Origin of the sequence: Streptomyces sp. NBC_00090 (assembly GCF_045160815.1) — a bacterium.
Taxonomy (GTDB): Bacteria; Actinomycetota; Actinomycetes; order Streptomycetales; family Streptomycetaceae; genus Streptomyces.
In genome coordinates, this window is sequence record NZ_CP108224.1 from 6,999,026 (window position 1) to 7,015,257 (window position 16,232).

Here is a 16,232-nt window from a genome sequence, read left to right on the forward strand (position 1 = left end):
TCATCGTTCACAGAACCCAGGAGACGACCGTGTCCGCTGAGAACACCGCCGAGCAGACCACAGCCGCCACCCACCGCGTGGTGCTGAACACCGAGGAGCAGTACTCGATCTGGTGGACCGACCGCCCGCTGCCGGCCGGCTGGACCGCCGAGGGGACCGAGGGTTCCCGCGAGGAGTGCCTGGCCCACATCGGCGAGGTGTGGACGGACATGCGTCCGCTCAGCCTCCGCCGCCGCATGGACGCGATCGCGGGCTGACCCCCGCGCCACCACGCCGACCACCGCGATCACGCCGATCACCCAGATCACGCCGACCACCCCGATCACCACCGAGGAGCTTCAGAGACATGAATCCCGAGTCGCGTACGGGCGCCTCCCCCAGCGAGCCTCTCCTGGCTCACGAACTCGTAGCGGACCGCGCAGCAGCGACTCCGGATGCGATCGCCGTGGTCGAGGGCGCGCGGGAGATCAGCTATGCCGAACTCGACGTCCGGGCCGGTCTGCTGGCCCGTCGGCTGCATGGCCTGGGCGTGGGCCCGGGTACGGTGGTCGGCGTCTGCCTGCCCCGGTCCATCGAACTGGTGTCCACTCTGCTGGCCGTGTGGCGGGCCGGGGCCGGCTATCTGCCGCTCGACCCCGAGCAGCCCGCCGCGCGCTCCTCGTGGATGCTCCGGGCGGCCGGGGCCCGGTTCGTGGTCACCGCCCCCGACGGGGCGCGCGTCGCTGACGGTTCGGGCGCCGAGCCGCTGCCGCTGTACGCCCCCGACGGCCTGCCGGAGGCGGCGGAGGCGGAGGCGGCGGAGACAGAGGCAGCGGCGGAGGCGGCCGGGCCGTCCGTCGAGGCGGGCCCCCTCGACACCGCGTACGTCATCTACACCTCCGGCTCCACCGGCACCCCCAAGGGCGTCGTGGTCAGCCACGAGGGCATCGCCAACCGCATCGCCTGGGCCACCGGCACCCACGGCCTCGGGCCGGCCGACCGGGTCCTGCACAAGACCGCCGTCACCTTCGACGCCCATGTCTGGGAGGTCTTCGCGCCCCTGGTCAGCGGCGGCACCCTGGTCCTCGCCCCGGCGGGCGCCGAGCGCGACCCCGCGGCACTGCTGCGCGCGGTCGCCGAACACCGGGTGACGGTGCTCCAGGTGGTGCCCTCCGTGCTGCGGCTGCTCGCCGAGGAGCAGGGCTGGGAGCGCTGCGACGCGCTGCGGCTGCTCTTCTCGGCGGGCGAGCCCCTCCAGGCCGAGCTCGCGCAGCGGGTGCTGCGGCGCCTCGGCGGGCGGGGTGCCGACGGCAGCGTCGAGATCTGGAACACCTACGGGCCCACCGAGTGTGCGATCGACGTCACCGCCCACCGCTTCGAACCCGGCCGGCACTCCGGCACCGTGCCCATCGGCCGCCCGATCGGCGGCATGCGGGTGATGGTCGCCGACGCCGACGGCCGTCCGGTCGGGGACGGGGTGGCGGGCGAGCTGTACGCGGGCGGTGTGGGCGTGGCCCGCGGCTACCTCGGCAGCCCCGCGCAGACCGCCGACCGCTTCGTGCCGGACCCGCTCGCCCGGGACGGCTCACGGCTCTACCGTACGGGCGACCAGGTGCGCCGGCGCGAGGACGGGGTGCTGGAGTACCTCGGCCGCATCGACCATCAGGTCAAGATCAACGGCGTCCGGATCGAGCCGGGCGAGGTGGAGAGCGCGCTGAGCGCCCACCCCCGGGTCCGGGGTTCCGTCGTCACCGCCTTCACCGGCCCCGACGGGGGCAAGCGGCTCGCCGCGTACGTCCTCGCGCCCTCGGCCGAGATCCTGGCCGGCCTGCGCGGCTTCCTCCAGGAGCGGCTGCCCGACACGCACATACCGGCCGTCTTCCTGCGTCTCGACGCCTTCCCCCTGACCGTCAACGGCAAGGTGGACCGCACCGCGCTGCCCGCCCCCGAATCGGGCGCCGCGGAGGGCCGGCCGCCCGGCCGCGAGCCGCGCACCGAGGCGGAGCGGCAGGTCGCCGCCGCGTGGCGGGAGCTGCTGAAGACCGAGGACGTCGGCCTGGACGACGACTTCTTCGCCCTCGGCGGCACTTCTCTCCAGCTCGCCCGGCTGGCCGGCCGGCTCCGTACCCTGTCGGGCCGCAGGATCCAGCTGCGCGGACTGTTCGCCGCGACCACCGTCGAGGCGCAGGCCCGGCTGCTCGCCCCGGCCCCGGAGAGCCTCGACGCCGTCGGGTCCGCCGACGCCACCGGAACCGCCGGGTCCACCGAAACCGCCGGAACCCCCGGAACCACCGGGTCCACCGACACCGCCGAAGCCGACGAGCCGGCGATCGCCGCCCTGCCGCGTGACGGCCGGCCGTTGCCGCTCTCCTTCGGGCAGAGTCGGCTCTGGTTCCTGGACCGGATGAACCCGCAGAGCCCCGAGTGGGTGGCCGGCCTGTTCCTCAAGGTGCCCGACGGCACCCATGTCGCCCACGTCCAGAGGGCGTTGAACGCCCTGGTGGAGCGGCACGAGGCGCTGCGCACCCGGTACGCGGTGGTGGACGGCGAATCCGTGCAGTACATCGCCGCGCCACACCGGGTCGAGCTGCGCCATCTGCACGCGGACCGCGAGGAGTTCACCGCGATCCTCAAGGAGGAGTTCGGACGGGGCTTCGACCTGGAGAAAGGACCGCTGCTGAGGGCCGCCCTGGTCCGGGTGCGCGGCGGCGACCACGTCGTCACGGTGGCGATGCACCACATCACCACCGACGGCTGGTCCTCGAACGTGCTGGAGCGGGAGTTCCACCAGCTCGTCGACGCCTACCGCGACGCCCGCGCGGAGCCGGACCTGCCCGTCCGGTCCATCGACTACGCCGACTACGCGGCCTGGCAGCGGGCCCGGCTGACCGACGAGGTCATCGCCGGGGAGCTGAGCCACTGGCGCGGTGTCCTGGACGGCTCCACCCCGGTGGAGCTACCGGCCGACCGGCCGCGGGCCGCGGTCCGCGACGGGCGCGGCTCGGTCGTGCACTTCTCGGTCCCCGAGCCGGTCGTCACGCGCCTGACCGAGCTGGGCCGGAGCCACGGGGCGACGCCGTTCACCACCCTCCTCACGGCGTACGCGACGCTGCTCGCGGCGCACACCGGTCAGTGGGACGTGCCGGTGGGCACCCCGGTGGCCGGGCGCGAGCGCGCCGAGACCGAGGATGTCGTCGGCTTCTTCCTCAACAGTCTGGTGCTGCGCTGCGGGCTGGACGAGCGGCTGACCTTCCGCGAGGCGCTGGAGCGGGTCAAGCGGACCACCCGGGACGCCTTCGCCCACCAGGACCTGCCGTTCGAGCGGCTGGTGGAGGAGCTGGCGCCGGAGCGTGATCTGTCCCGTACGCCGCTCTACCAGGTGGCCTTCGACCTCCACGACGAGGCGTTCAACGGCGCCGTGGAGGGCGACGAGGACATCCGGACCCTCCAGGAGATGTGGGGGGTCGCGCACACCGACCTGACGCTGTACATGCGCCGGCACGACGACGGGACGATGTTCGCGAGCCTGGAGTTCGCGACCGCGCTGTACGACCCGGCCACCGTCGAGCTGCTCGCCGGGCGCTTCCAGCGGCTGCTGGCCGCCGTCGCCGCCGACCCCGAGCTCCTCCTCGGCGAGGTCGACCTCCTGCCGGCGGACGAGCGGGAGCGGCTGACCTCCACCTGGGCGAAGGCCCCGGCCGAGCCCGTCACCACCGCCGTCCACGAGGTCTTCGCCGCGCAGGCCGTGCGGACGCCCGACGCGGTCGCGGTGCAGGAGGACGGCCGCCGCGTCACCTACGCGGAACTCGACGCCCGCGCCAACCGGCTGGCCCACCACCTGCGCGGGCTCGGCGTCGGCCCGGAATCGCGGGTCGGCGTGCTGCTCGACCGGGGCGCGGAGCTGACCGCGACCCTGCTGGCCGTCTGGAAGGCCGGGGGCGCCTACGTCCCGATGGACCCGGAGTGGCCGGCCGAACGGGTCTCCACGATGGCGACCGACGCTGGCGCCCCGCTGGTGGTGACCTCCACCGGGTACGCGAAGCGGTTTGCCGGATACGCGGGCGGCCTGGTCCTGGTCGACGCGGACGCCGACGGAGCGGCTCTCGCCGCGCTCCCGGCCACTGCGCCCGGGGTCCCCGCCGACCTGGACCGTCTCGCGTACCTGATCTACACCTCGGGCTCCACCGGCAGCCCCAAGGGCGTCGCTGTGCCCCACCGGGGCCTCGCCCACCACCTGCGGTGGGCCGTGGACGAGCTGGTCGCCCGGGGCACCGGCGGCAGCGCGGTCTTCTCCTCCACCGCCTTCGACCTGGCCGTGCCCAATGTGTGGGCGCCGCTGCTGGCCGGGCAGCGGGTGGTCATGCTGCCGCAGGACACCGACCTCACCGAACTGGGGGCGCGGCTGCTAGCCTCGGGCCCGTACAGCTTCCTCAAGCTGACTCCCGGTCACCTCGACATTCTCGGCGGGCAGTTGACGGCCGAGCAGTCGGCGGGCCTGGCCGGGGTGATCGTGGTCGCCGGCGAGGCGCTGCCGGGGCCGCTGGCCCGGGTGTGGGCCGAGCGGCTCGGCGAGGCGCGACTGATCAACGAGTACGGGCCGACGGAGGCCTCCGTCGGCACCTGCGTCCACCCGGTGCCGCAGGGCGAGCTGCCGCCGGTGGTGCCGATCGGCGCCCCGCTGCCCGGCATGGCGATGTACGTCCTGGACGGGGCGATGCGGCCGGTGCCGACCGGCGCGGTCGGCGACCTGTACGTCGGCGGTACGGGGGTGGCCCGCGGGTACGCGGGAGCCCCGGTTGTGACCGCCGAGAAGTTCGTGCCGGACCCCTTCGGGGCGGCCGGGGCGCGGCTCTACTGCACCGGTGACCTGGCGCGCTGGCTGCCGGGCGGGCAGGTGGAGTTCCTGGGCCGCACCGACCACCAGGTGAAGATCCGCGGCTACCGGGTCGAGCCGGGGGAGGCGCAGGCCGTGCTCGCCGACCACCCGGGGGTCAGGGAGGCCGTGGTGGTCGCCCGTACCGACGCCGCCGGGACGGTCCGGCTGGCCGGGTACTTCGTCCCGGCCGGCAATCCGGTGGAGGGCGGTGTGCTGGCCGAGTACTGCGCCGAGCTGCTGCCGGACTACCTGGTCCCGTCCTCGTTCACCGTGCTGGAGGCCGTGCCGCTGAACGCCAACGGCAAGCTCGACCGGGCGGCGCTGCCCGACCCGGTCCCCATGGCGGCCCTGTCGGCCGTGGACGAGCCGTCCGGCCCCCTGGAGAAACGTATCTCTGAGGTCTGGGCCGAGCTGCTCGGCACCCCGATCGGGGTCCGCGACAACTTCTTCCTGGCCGGCGGCAACTCGATCCTCGCGATCCGGCTGATCGCCGCGATCCAGTCCGAGTTCGAGATCGCGCTGCCGGTCCGGGAGATCTTCGAGCATCCGACCGTCGCCGGCCTGGCGAACGCCGTCGAGTTCCGTATCCGCGCCGAGATCGAGCAGCTGTCGGACGCCGAGCTGTTGGAGGAGCAGAAGTCATGACCATTCAGGAGACGACTCCCGCGCAGCAGGCCGGAGCCCCGCGGGCCGACCGGCCCGCCTCCCCCGAGGAACTCCGCGCCGAGCTGCTGCGCAGCCGCCTCGCGGGCCGCCGCGGCCCGCGGGGCGGGCCCGCCGGCCCGCCGGCCCCCGCCCCGACCTCCATACCGCGCGCCGACCGCGCCGCGCCGCTCCTGCTCTCCGCCGGACAGCAGCAGATGTGGTTCCTGAACCGGCTGGAGCCGGACAGCGCCGAGTACCTGGTCCCGATGGTGCTGCGACTGCGCGGCGCCCTCGACACCGCGGCGCTGGCCGCCGCCTGGCAGGCGGTCACCGACCGGCACGAGATCCTGCGCACCCGCTACGGCCTCTCGGGCGTCGAGCCCGTCCAGCTCGTCGACGCGCCGGCGCCGGTCGCACTGCCGCTCGAGGACCTCTCCGGCGAGCCCCGGGACGGGCGCGAGGCGCTCGCCGCCGAACTCGTCGAGCGGGAGCTGGCCACCCCCTTCGACCTGGCCGCCCAGTGGCCCGCCCGAGCCGGGCTGATCCGGCTGGCCGAGGACGAGCACATCCTGGCGGTGACCTTCCACCACATCGCCTGCGACGCCTGGTCGACCCGGATCTTCGCCGGCGAGCTGAGCACCCTCTACACGCGCCGGGCCGCCGGTGACACCACCCCGCTCCCGCCGCTGGAGATCCAGTACGCCGACTACGCGGCCTGGCAGCGCCGGCAGCTGCCCGGGCCCCTCCTGGAGCGCCACCTCGCGCACTGGCGGGAGCGGCTGGCCGGCGCCCTGCCCGTCGAGCTCCCCACCGACCGGCCCCGGCCCGTGGTGCGCGACACCGCCGGCGCCGACGTGCCCGTCACCTTCCCCGACGGGCTGGCCGGCCGGATCCGCGCGCTGGCGGTGGCCCACGGCACCACCCCCTTCGCCGTGCTGCTCACCGCCTTCCAGGTGCTGGTGGCCCGCTACACCGGGCAGAACGACGTCTCCGTCGGCACGGTGGTCTCCGGCCGCGTCCGGCCCGAGCTCCAGCAGCTGATCGGATACGGCATCAACACCCTGGTCATGCGCGGCAGCTGGGCCGACGACCCGGGCTTCGGAGAGCTGCTCACCCGCACCCGCACCGCCATGCTCGACGCCTTCGACCACCAGGAGGTGCCCTTCGCCCGGCTGGTGGACGAGCTCCAGCCCGAGCGCGACATGTCGCGGACCCCGCTGCACCAGGTCGCCTTCACCCTGCACGAGCAGCGGCTCGACGCCTTCGCCCTGCCCGGCCTCACCGTCGAGCAGTACGCCCGCCGGGACCGCGTCGCCAAGTACGAGCTGACCCTCCAGATCGAGGAGGGCCCCGACGGCTCGCTGGGCGGCGCCCTCAACCACGCCACCGCCCTCTTCGACCGCGCCACCGCGGAACGGATGGCCGGGCACCTGACGCGCCTGCTGGAGGCGGCCACCGCCGACCCGGCGCTGCCGGTCTCCCGGCTGCGCATCCTCGGGGACGCCGAACTCGCCGTCGCCACCGGCTCGCTGAGCGGGTCCAGGGCCGGCGCACCCGTGGACCGCTGCGTCCACCAGGCCTTCGAGGAGCAGGCCGCGGCGACCCCCGACGCGGTCGCCGTCACGTCGGGCACTTCCCACCTCACCTACCGGGAGCTGAACGAGCGGGCGAACCGGGTGGCCCACCAGCTACGCGCCATGGGTGCCGGGCCCGAACAACTCGTCGGACTCTGCCTGGAACGCGACGCCGAGCTGCTGCCCGCCCTCCTCGGCATCCTCAAGTCCGGCGCCGGCTACCTGCCGCTCGACCCGGCCAACCCGGCCGACCGGCTCGCCTACGTGACGGCCGACGCCGGGGCCCGGATCGTCGTCGGCTCCGAGCGGACCGCCCCGGCGCTCGCCGACGCCCACGGCGTGGAGACCCTCCTCGTGGACCGGGACGCGAGCCTCGTCGCGGCGCGGCCCGCCACGAATCCCGAGCCGCTCGCCGGGCCCGGATCCACCGTCTACGTGATCTACACCTCGGGCTCCACCGGCCGCCCCAAGGGCGTCGTCCTGGAGCACGGCAACGTCCTGCGCCTGCTGACCACCGCCCACGAGCACTACGGCTTCACCGCCGAGGACGTGTGGACGATGTTCCACAGCTACGCCTTCGACGTGTCGGTCTTCGAGATGTGGGGCGCCCTGCTGTACGGCGGCCGGCTCGTCGTCGTCGGCCAGGACGTCACCCGCGCGCCCTCGGACTTCCTCGACCTGCTGGTCGCCGAGCGGGCCACCGTGCTCTCCCAGACGCCGACCGCCTTCCGCTCCCTGATCGCGGCCGCCGGTTCCGGCGACCCGCGGATCGACCGGCTGTCGCTGCGCGCGGTGGTCTTCGCCGGCGAGAAGCTGGAGGTCTCCGAACTGCGGCCGTGGCTGGACCGCGTCGGCCCCGACGGGCCCGCGCTCGTCAACATGTACGGCATCACCGAGACCACCGTGCACACCACGTACCACAGGATCGAGGAGGCCGACTGTGAACCGCTCGCGGGCAATCGGGTGGGCCATCCGCTCAGCGACCTTTCGGTGTACCTGCTGGACGGCTCGGGCAACCCGGCGCCGATCGGCGTCCCCGGCGAGATCCACGTCGGCGGTCCGGGCGTCGCCCGCGGCTATCTGGGCCGCCCGGAACTGACGGCCGAACGGTTCGTCCCCGACCCCTTCGGTCCCCCCGGCGCCCGCCTCTACCGCAGCGGCGACGCCGCGCGCCGACTCCCCGACGGGAGCCTGGAGTTCATCGGTCGCATCGACGACCAGGTCAAGATCCGCGGCTACCGCGTGGAGCTCGGCGAGATCGCCCACGCGCTCCTGGAGCACCCGGGCGTCGGCGAGGCCGTGGTCCGGGTCCGCACCGACTCCGGCGAGAAGCAGCTCGTCGGCTATCTCGTCGAGCAGGCGCCCGGCAGCCTCCCCGACCCGGGCGAGCTGCGCACCCTGCTACGCCGGACGCTGCCCGAGTACATGCTCCCGGCCGCCTTCGTCCCCCTCGACCGGATCCCGCTCACCGTCAACGGCAAGCTCGACCACCGGGCGCTCCCCGCCCCCGACACCACCACGCTGCGCGGCGCGCGCGCGTACACCGCACCCCGCACCCCGGTCGAGGAGCGGGTCGCCGCGGTGTGGACCGAGGTGCTCGGCGTGGACCGCGTCGGCGTCGAGGACTCCTTCTTCGACCTCGGCGGCGACTCGATCCGGGCGATCGCCCTGGTCGGCGCCCTGCGCGCGGCCGGCTACGACGTGTCGGTGCGCGACGTCTTCGACTTCCGCACGGTCGCGCGGCTGTGCGAGTCGATCACCGGCCGGCCCGCGCTCGCCCCGGGCACGGAGACCGTCGAGCCGTTCGCGCTGATCGACGCGGCCGACCGGGCGGCCGTCCCGGCCGGGATCGTCGACGCCTACCCGCTCTCACAGATGCAGCTCGGCATGGTCGTCGAGATGCTCGCCGACACCAGCCGCAACCTGTACCACAACGTCTCCACCTTCCGGATCCGCGACGAGTGGCCCTTCGACCCGGAGGCCTTCGCCGAGGCCGGCCGGATCGTGACCGCCCGCCACGAGGTGCTGCGCACCTCGATCGCCCTCACCGGCTACTCCCGGCCGATGCAACTGGTCCATGCCGAGGCCGAGATGCCCCTGGGCCGGCAGGACCTGAGGGGTCTGGACGCCGCCGCCGTGGACGGCGCGCTGCGCGCATTCACGGCCGAGGAGCGGGGCCGGGTCTTCGACCTCGCCGTGCCCTCGCTGATGCGCTTCCACGCACACCTGACGGACGACGACACCGGCTGGTGGATCTCGGTCACCGAATGCCACCCGATCCTGGAGGGCTGGGGCCACCACTCGCTCCTCATGGAGCTGATCGAGGTCTACCGGGCGGTCCGCGACGGCCTGGAGCCGGAAGCGTTCGACGCCCCCGCCGTGCGCTTCGCCGACTTCGTCGCCGGTGAACTGCGCGCCGTGGACTCGGCCGAGGACCGCGCGTACTGGCAGGAGGTCGTCACCGAGCACGCCCCGCTCAGGCTGCCGCAGGGCTGGGGCGACAGCCCCGGGACGCCCCGCGAGACCGTACAGGCGGGCATCGTCTGGACCGACCTGGAGGAGGGGCTCCGGGCGCTCGCTGCCCGCGCCAAGACCTCGCTCAAGAGCGTGATGGTCGCCGCGCACCTGGCCGTGATGGGCCGGCTCACCGAGGAGGAGGCCTTCCACACCGGTCTCGTCTGCGACGCCAGACCCGAACTGCTGGGCGCCGACCGGGTGCTCGGCATGTACCTCAACACGCTGCCCTTCGCGCACGACCGCTCGGCCCGCACCTGGGACGAGCTGGTGCGGCAGGTCTTCGCCCGCGAGGTCGGCCTGTGGGACCACCGCCGCTACCCGATGGCCGCGATCCAGCGGGAGTGGGGCGGCTCGCGTCGCCTGCTCGACGTGTACTTCAACTACCAGGACTTCCGGCAGGTCGACTCCGGCCTGGTGGACCATGAGGGCGGCATCGACGACAGCCCGTCCGAGTTCCCGCTGACCGTGTCGTCCCGCGTCGGGCACATCATCGTGACCTGCGACTCCCACACGGTGAACCGGGCCAACGCCGAGCGCCTGGTGGGCATGTACCGCAGGGTCCTGGAGGCGATGGCCGCCGACCCGGACGGCGACGCCACCGTCGACCTGCTGTCGGACGAGGAGCGCCGGCTGCTGCTGACCGGCGACTACGACACCGCCGTGCCGCGCGGCCCCGCCACCGCCTACGACCTGTTCGCGGAGCGGGCCGCCGCCGCCCCCGACGCCGTCGCGCTGCTGTGGGGCGGCCGGGAGTACTCGTACGGCTGGCTGCTGGAGCGGAGCGAGCGGTACGGGCGGCGGCTGCACGCCCTGGGCACCGGCCCCGAGTCGGTGGTCGGACTGCTGCTCGACCGCACGCCGGAACTGGTCGCGGCGATGCTCGGCACCTGGCGCACCGGCGCGTCCTACGTGCCGCTCGACCCGGCGTTCCCCGCCGACCGGATCGGATACGTGCTGGCCGACGCGGGCGCGGGCCCGGTCGTCACCGAACCGGCCTTCGCGGCGGTCCTCGACGGTGTCCACGACGGGCCGCGGCTCGTCCACGACCTGCCCGGGGACGAGCACCCCGCCGCGACGCCGCCCGTACGGGCCGAGGCCAGCCACCTCGCGTACACCCTCTACACCTCGGGTTCCACCGGCCGCCCCAAGGGCGTCGGCATCGCCCACGCCGCCCTCGCCAACCTGCTGCTGGCGATGGCCGAGCGACTCGGCTCCACCGGCGCCGACACCTGGCTCTCCCTCACCTCCGTCTCCTTCGACATCTCCGGTCTCGAACTCTTCCTGCCGCTGGTCACCGGCGGCCGTCTGGTCCTCGCCGACAGCCTGGACACCAAGGACGGGGCCGCGCTGACCCGCCTGGTAGAACGGCACGGCATCAGCCACGCGCAGGCCACGCCCTCGGGATGGAACCTGCTGCTGCGCTCGGGCTTCGAGCGGTCCGCGATCACCGCCCTCACCGGCGGCGAGGCGCTGCCCGCCGAGCTCGCGGGCGAGCTGCGCGCCCGGGTCGGCCGGCTGGTCAACGTGTACGGGCCCACCGAGACGACCATCTGGTCGACGAGCTGGGACGTGCCCGGGGACGCCGACCGGATCTCCATCGGCCGCCCGATCGCCAACAACACCGTGTACGTCCTCGACGCGCGGCTGCGGCCGGTGCCGGCCGGCGTCGCCGGCCAGCTGTACATCGGCGGCGACGGGCTGGCCCGCGGCTACCGCAACCTGCCCGCGCGGACGGCCGAGTTCTTCGGCCCCGACCCGTTCTCCGACGTGCCCGGCGCGCGCATGTACCGCACCGGCGACGTCGTCCGCACACGGCCCGACGGCACCCTGCTCTACATCGGCCGCGCCGATGACCAGGTGAAGATCCGCGGCGTGCGCATCGAGCCGGGCGAGATCGAGGCCGCCCTGATGACCCTGCCGGGCGTCGCGCACACCGCCGTCGCCGTCCGCGAGGACACCCCCGGTGACAAGCGCCTCGTCGCCTACGTCGTCCCGGCGGGCCCCGAAGCGCCCGAACCCGGCGCGCTGCGGCGCCGGCTGGCCACCCTGCTCCCCGAGGCGATGCTGCCCTCCGCCTTCGTCACCCTGGAGGCGCTGCCGCTCAACACCGCAGGCAAGATCGACCGCAAGGCGCTCCCCGCCCCCGAGGGCGACGCCCTGGCGGCCGACGACTACCTGGCGCCCCGCACCCCGGCCGAGGAGCGGATGGCCGCGCTGTGGGCCGAGGTCCTCGGCGCCGACCGGGTCGGCGTCCAGGACTCCTTCTTCGGCCTCGGCGGCGACTCGCTGAGGGCCGTCAACCTGGTCGGCGCCCTGCGCGCCGCCGGGTACGACCTCGCGGTCCGCGACGTCTTCGAGCAGCGCACGGTCGCCGGGCTCGCCGAGGCCGCGGCCGGGCGGCCCGTGCTGACCGGCGGGATCACCGCCGTGGCACCCTTCGCCCTGATCGAGCCGGACGACCGGCAGCTGGTGCCCGCCGGGGTGGCGGACGCCTACCCGGCGTCCCAGCTCCAGCTCGGCATGCTCGTGGAGATGCTGGCCGACACCGACGGCGCCACCTACCACCAGTGCGTCTCCATCCGCGTGAACGACGACAAGCCGTTCCGCGAGGACGCGCTGCGCCAGGCCGTCGCGGACGTCACCGCCCGCCACGACGTACTGCGGACCTCCTTCGACCTGACCGGCTTCTCCCAGCCGATGCAGCTGGTCCACGAGTCCGTCGACATACCGGTGCGCGTGCACGACCTGCGCGGACGCGACGAGGCCGCGCGGAGTGCGGCGCTCGACGCCTTCCTCGCCGCCGAGCGGGCCGACGGCTTCGACCCGGCGCGGGCGCCTCTGCTGCGGGTCGCGGTCCACCTGGAGAGCGACGCCGCCTGGCGGGTCACCTTCAGCCAGCCGCACGCCATCACCCAGGGCTGGGGGCAGTTCTCCCTGGTCACCGAACTCGTCGACCGCTACCGGGAGATCCGGGACGGCCGGGGGCACAACACCGGCCACCAGGCGCCCCCGATCCGCTACGCCGACTTCGTCGCGGGCGAGCTGGAATCGCTCTCCCAGGGCGTGGACAGCGCCTTCTGGAAGGGCGTCACGCACGGCTACGCGCCGCTGCGGATCCCGGCCGGCTGGGGGGAGCCGGGCGACCGGCGCACCCATGTGGTGCCGGTCGACCTGGCCGACCTGGAGGAGCCGTTGCGCGCCTTCGCCTCGCGCGGCCGGGTCTCCCTCAAGAGCGTGCTGCTCGCCGCGCACCTGAAGGTGATGAGCCAGCTCACCGAGGAGGAGGCTTTCCACACCGGCCTCGTCTGCGACGCGCGGCCCGAGGTGCTCGGCTCGGACCGGGTGCTCGGCATGTACCTCAACACGCTGCCCTTCGCGCACGACCGCTCGGCCCGCACCTGGGACGAGCTGGTGCGGCAGGTCTTCGCCCGCGAGGTCGGCCTGTGGGGCCACCGCCGCTACCCGATGGCCGCGATCCAGCGGGAGGCGCCCGGCGCCCAGCGCCAGATCGACGTCCTGTTCAACTACCACGACCTGCGCATCTTCGGCAGCGACCGGATCGACGCCGGATCGAGCGTCGGCCAGACGACCACTGAGTTCGCGCTGACCGTCGCCACCGGCGGCCAGGGCCTCCACCTCACCGCCGAATCGCAGGTGCTGAGCCGGGCGAACGGCGAGCGGCTCGCCCGCATGTACCGGGCGGTCCTTGCCTCGATGGCGTCCTCGCCGACGGGCGACCCGCGCCTGACGTACCTGGGCGAGCTGGAGGAGGAGCGGCTGCGTTCCTTCACCGAGACCGGCCGCGAGCCCTCGTGGGTGGCCGTCGAGGAGGAGCTGGACCGGTACGCGGCCGAGGCCCCGGGCCGTACGGCGCTCACCGCCGACGGCGTGGAACTCTCCTACGCCGAGGTCGCCGCCGAGTCGAACCGGCTCGCCCACCACCTGCGGGCGCTCGGCGTCGGCCCGGACACGGTCGTCGCCCTCCACGCCCACCGCTCCCCGGCCACGGTCCTCGCGGTCCTCGCCGTGCTCAAGGCGGGCGGCGCCTGGCTGCCGCTGGACCCGGCGCTCCCGGCGGAACGGCTGGCGTACATGGCGCGGGACGCGCACGCGGCCGTACTGCTGAGCGACCCGGCCCTGAGCGACCCGGCCCTGCACGGCCTCGACCTGACGGCCGTCCCCCTGGACCGGCCGGAGACATGGGCGCACCACCCGGCCACCGCGCCGGCACCGGTCGCGGACCCCGACCACCTCGCGTACGTCATCTACACCTCCGGCTCGACCGGCAGACCCAAGGGCGTCCAGGTCACCCGCCGGGGCATGGCCAACCACCTGCTCGCGAAGGTGGAGGACCTGGAGCTGACCGGGGCCGACTCGGTCGTGCAGAACGCCTCGATGTCCTTCGACATCTCGGTGTGGCAGATACTCGTCGCCTTCGTCGTCGGCGGCCGGGTGCGCGTCGTCGACGAGACGGCCGCCGTGGACCCGGCGGCCCTGTTCGGGCGGACCGCGGACGAGCGGATCACCGTCCTGGAGGTCGTCCCGTCGCTGCTGCGCGCCGCGCTCGACGCCTGGGACGCCGGACCGACCACCCCCGGCCTGCCCGGTCTGCCCGGCCTGCGGTGGATGGTGGTGACGGGGGAGGCGCTCCCGCCGGACCTGTGCCGGCGCTGGTTCGCCCGCTTTCCGGAGATCCCGATGGTCAACGCGTACGGGCCGACCGAGTGCTCGGACGACATCACGCACGCCGTGGTCCGGGCCGGCGACCCCGTCGGCGGGGCGCGGGTCACCATCGGCCGGCCGGTGCGCAACACCCGCCTGTACGTCCTTGACCAGGCGATGGCCCCGGTCCCGGTGGGCGTGCCAGGCGAGCTGTACGCGGGCGGTACCGGCGTCTCGCGCGGCTACGGCGGACGCCCGGCACTGACCGCCGAAAGGTTCCTGCCCGACCCGTTCGGCCCGGACGGCTCGCGGCTGTACCGCACGGGGGACGTCGCCGCCTGGAACGAGGACGGCAGCATCGAGTTCCTCGGGCGCGTGGACCACCAGGTCAAGGTGCGCGGCGTGCGCATCGAGCTCGGCGAGATCGAGGCCGCGCTGACCGCCCTGGAGTCCGTCGTGGACGCGGCGGTCGCCGTCCGCAGGGGACCGCTCGGCCACGAGCAGCTCATCGGCTACGTGGTGACCGCCGACGGCGCCGCCCCGGACCCGGCGACGCTCCGCGAACGGCTCGCGAGGACGCTGCCCGAGGCGATGATCCCGGCCGGCTACGTGACGCTGCCCGTGCTGCCGCTGACCCCCAACGGCAAGGTGGACCGCAAGGCGCTGCCGGAGCCCGCCGAGTGGTCGGCCGCCGGGGACCGGCCCTGCACCGAGCCGGCCACCGACACCGAGCGGCGGATCGCGGCCATCTGGTCGCAGACGCTCGGCATCGCGCGGATCGGCCGCGAGGACGGCTTCTTCCGGCTCGGCGGCGACTCGATCCTGGTGATCCGGGTGATCGCGGCCGGCCGCCGGGCGGGTCTCGACATCTCGCTCTTCCTGCTCTACAAGCACGACACCCTGGCCGCCCTCGCGGCGGCGCTGGACGCCGCCGCCGTCACCGCGGCGGCCGCGCGGACACCGCTCCGCCCGGCCGCCGAGCCCGCGTTCGACCCGCGGACGGTACGGGAGGCCCTCGCCGCCGACGGGGTGCCCGGCGCGAGCCTGGCCGTGATCGAGGGCGGCGAACTGGTGGCCCTCGAGGGCATCGGGACGCTCGGCGCCGACTCGGACGAGCCCGTCACGCCCGACACCCTCTTCCAGGCCGGCTCCTGGGGCAAGCACGTGACGGCCGTCGCCGTCCTGCGCCTCGTCGACCAGGGCGTGCTCGACCTGGACGCCGACGCCGACACGTATCTGCGCACCTGGCGGCTGCCGGACACCGAGCGGCCGGTGACGGTACGCCATCTGCTCAGCCATCTGGGCGGGCTCGCGGAGACCCCCCGCCGCGCGGTCCCCAAGGGGCGGCCCGTGCCGGCGCTGGTGGAGCTGCTGCGCGAGGGCGCGGTGCCGGAACGTCCCGCCGGACAGGAGTTCCACAAGTCCAACGCCCACTACTCGGTACTCGAACAGCTCCTGACCGACGTGACCGGGGAACCGTTCGAGGCGCTCATGCGGCGCCTGGTCCTCGATCCGCTGGGCATGACGGGCAGCAGCTTCGACCAGTCCTTCCCAGACCGCTCCGGGCGGCCCGTCGCCCTCGGCCACGACGAGGAGGGCAGGACCCTGGAGGGCGGCTGGCTGATCCACCCGGAGCTCGCGGCGGCCGGCCTCTGGAGCACCGCGGCCGACATGGCCAGGTTCGAACTGGAGCTGCGCCGCAGCTACCTGGGCCGCCCGCTGGCGCTCCTCTCCCGCGAGAGCGCGCGTCGGATGCTCACCCCGCACAGCGACGGCTTCTACGGCCTGGGCACCATCGTCGACGCGGGCGGAGCGGAGGTGGAGTACGGCCACGGAGGGTCGCCCGGCGGCTACCAGGCGATCTCCATGAACCGGCTGCACCACGGCAGCGGCGTGGTCGTGCTGACCAACGGCGAGTTCAGCGAGCGGGTCCTGAAGGCGGTGGGCGTCGACCGCTGACGGCAGGCCGCCCGGCGAGG

3 protein-coding genes are annotated in these 16,232 nt (G+C 74.3%); all 3 read left to right on the forward strand.

The window, feature by feature from the left end; translation table 11 throughout:
• Nucleotides 1-29 precede the first annotated feature (29 nt).
• The 3 genes from OG361_RS31225 to OG361_RS31235 all read left to right on the forward strand — a co-directional run bounded on the left by OG361_RS31225 (nt 30) and on the right by OG361_RS31235 (nt 16,212).
• The gene (locus tag OG361_RS31225; RefSeq protein ID WP_405858821.1) at nt 30-257 is read left to right on the forward strand and encodes an MbtH family protein; all 228 of its coding nucleotides are present in this window, start codon (nt 30-32) and stop codon (nt 255-257) included.
• A gap of 89 nt (nt 258-346) precedes the next feature.
• On the forward strand, nt 347-5,500 hold the full coding sequence (locus OG361_RS31230) for an amino acid adenylation domain-containing protein (RefSeq protein WP_405858823.1): 5,154 nt from the start codon (nt 347-349) through the stop codon (nt 5,498-5,500).
• A complete protein-coding gene (locus OG361_RS31235) occupies nt 5,497-16,212 on the forward strand; it encodes an amino acid adenylation domain-containing protein (RefSeq protein ID WP_405858825.1) in 10,716 nt (3,571 codons plus the stop codon). Before OG361_RS31230 ends, OG361_RS31235 begins: the two co-directional genes overlap by 4 nt.
• The last annotated feature ends 20 nt before the right edge of the window (nt 16,213-16,232 follow it).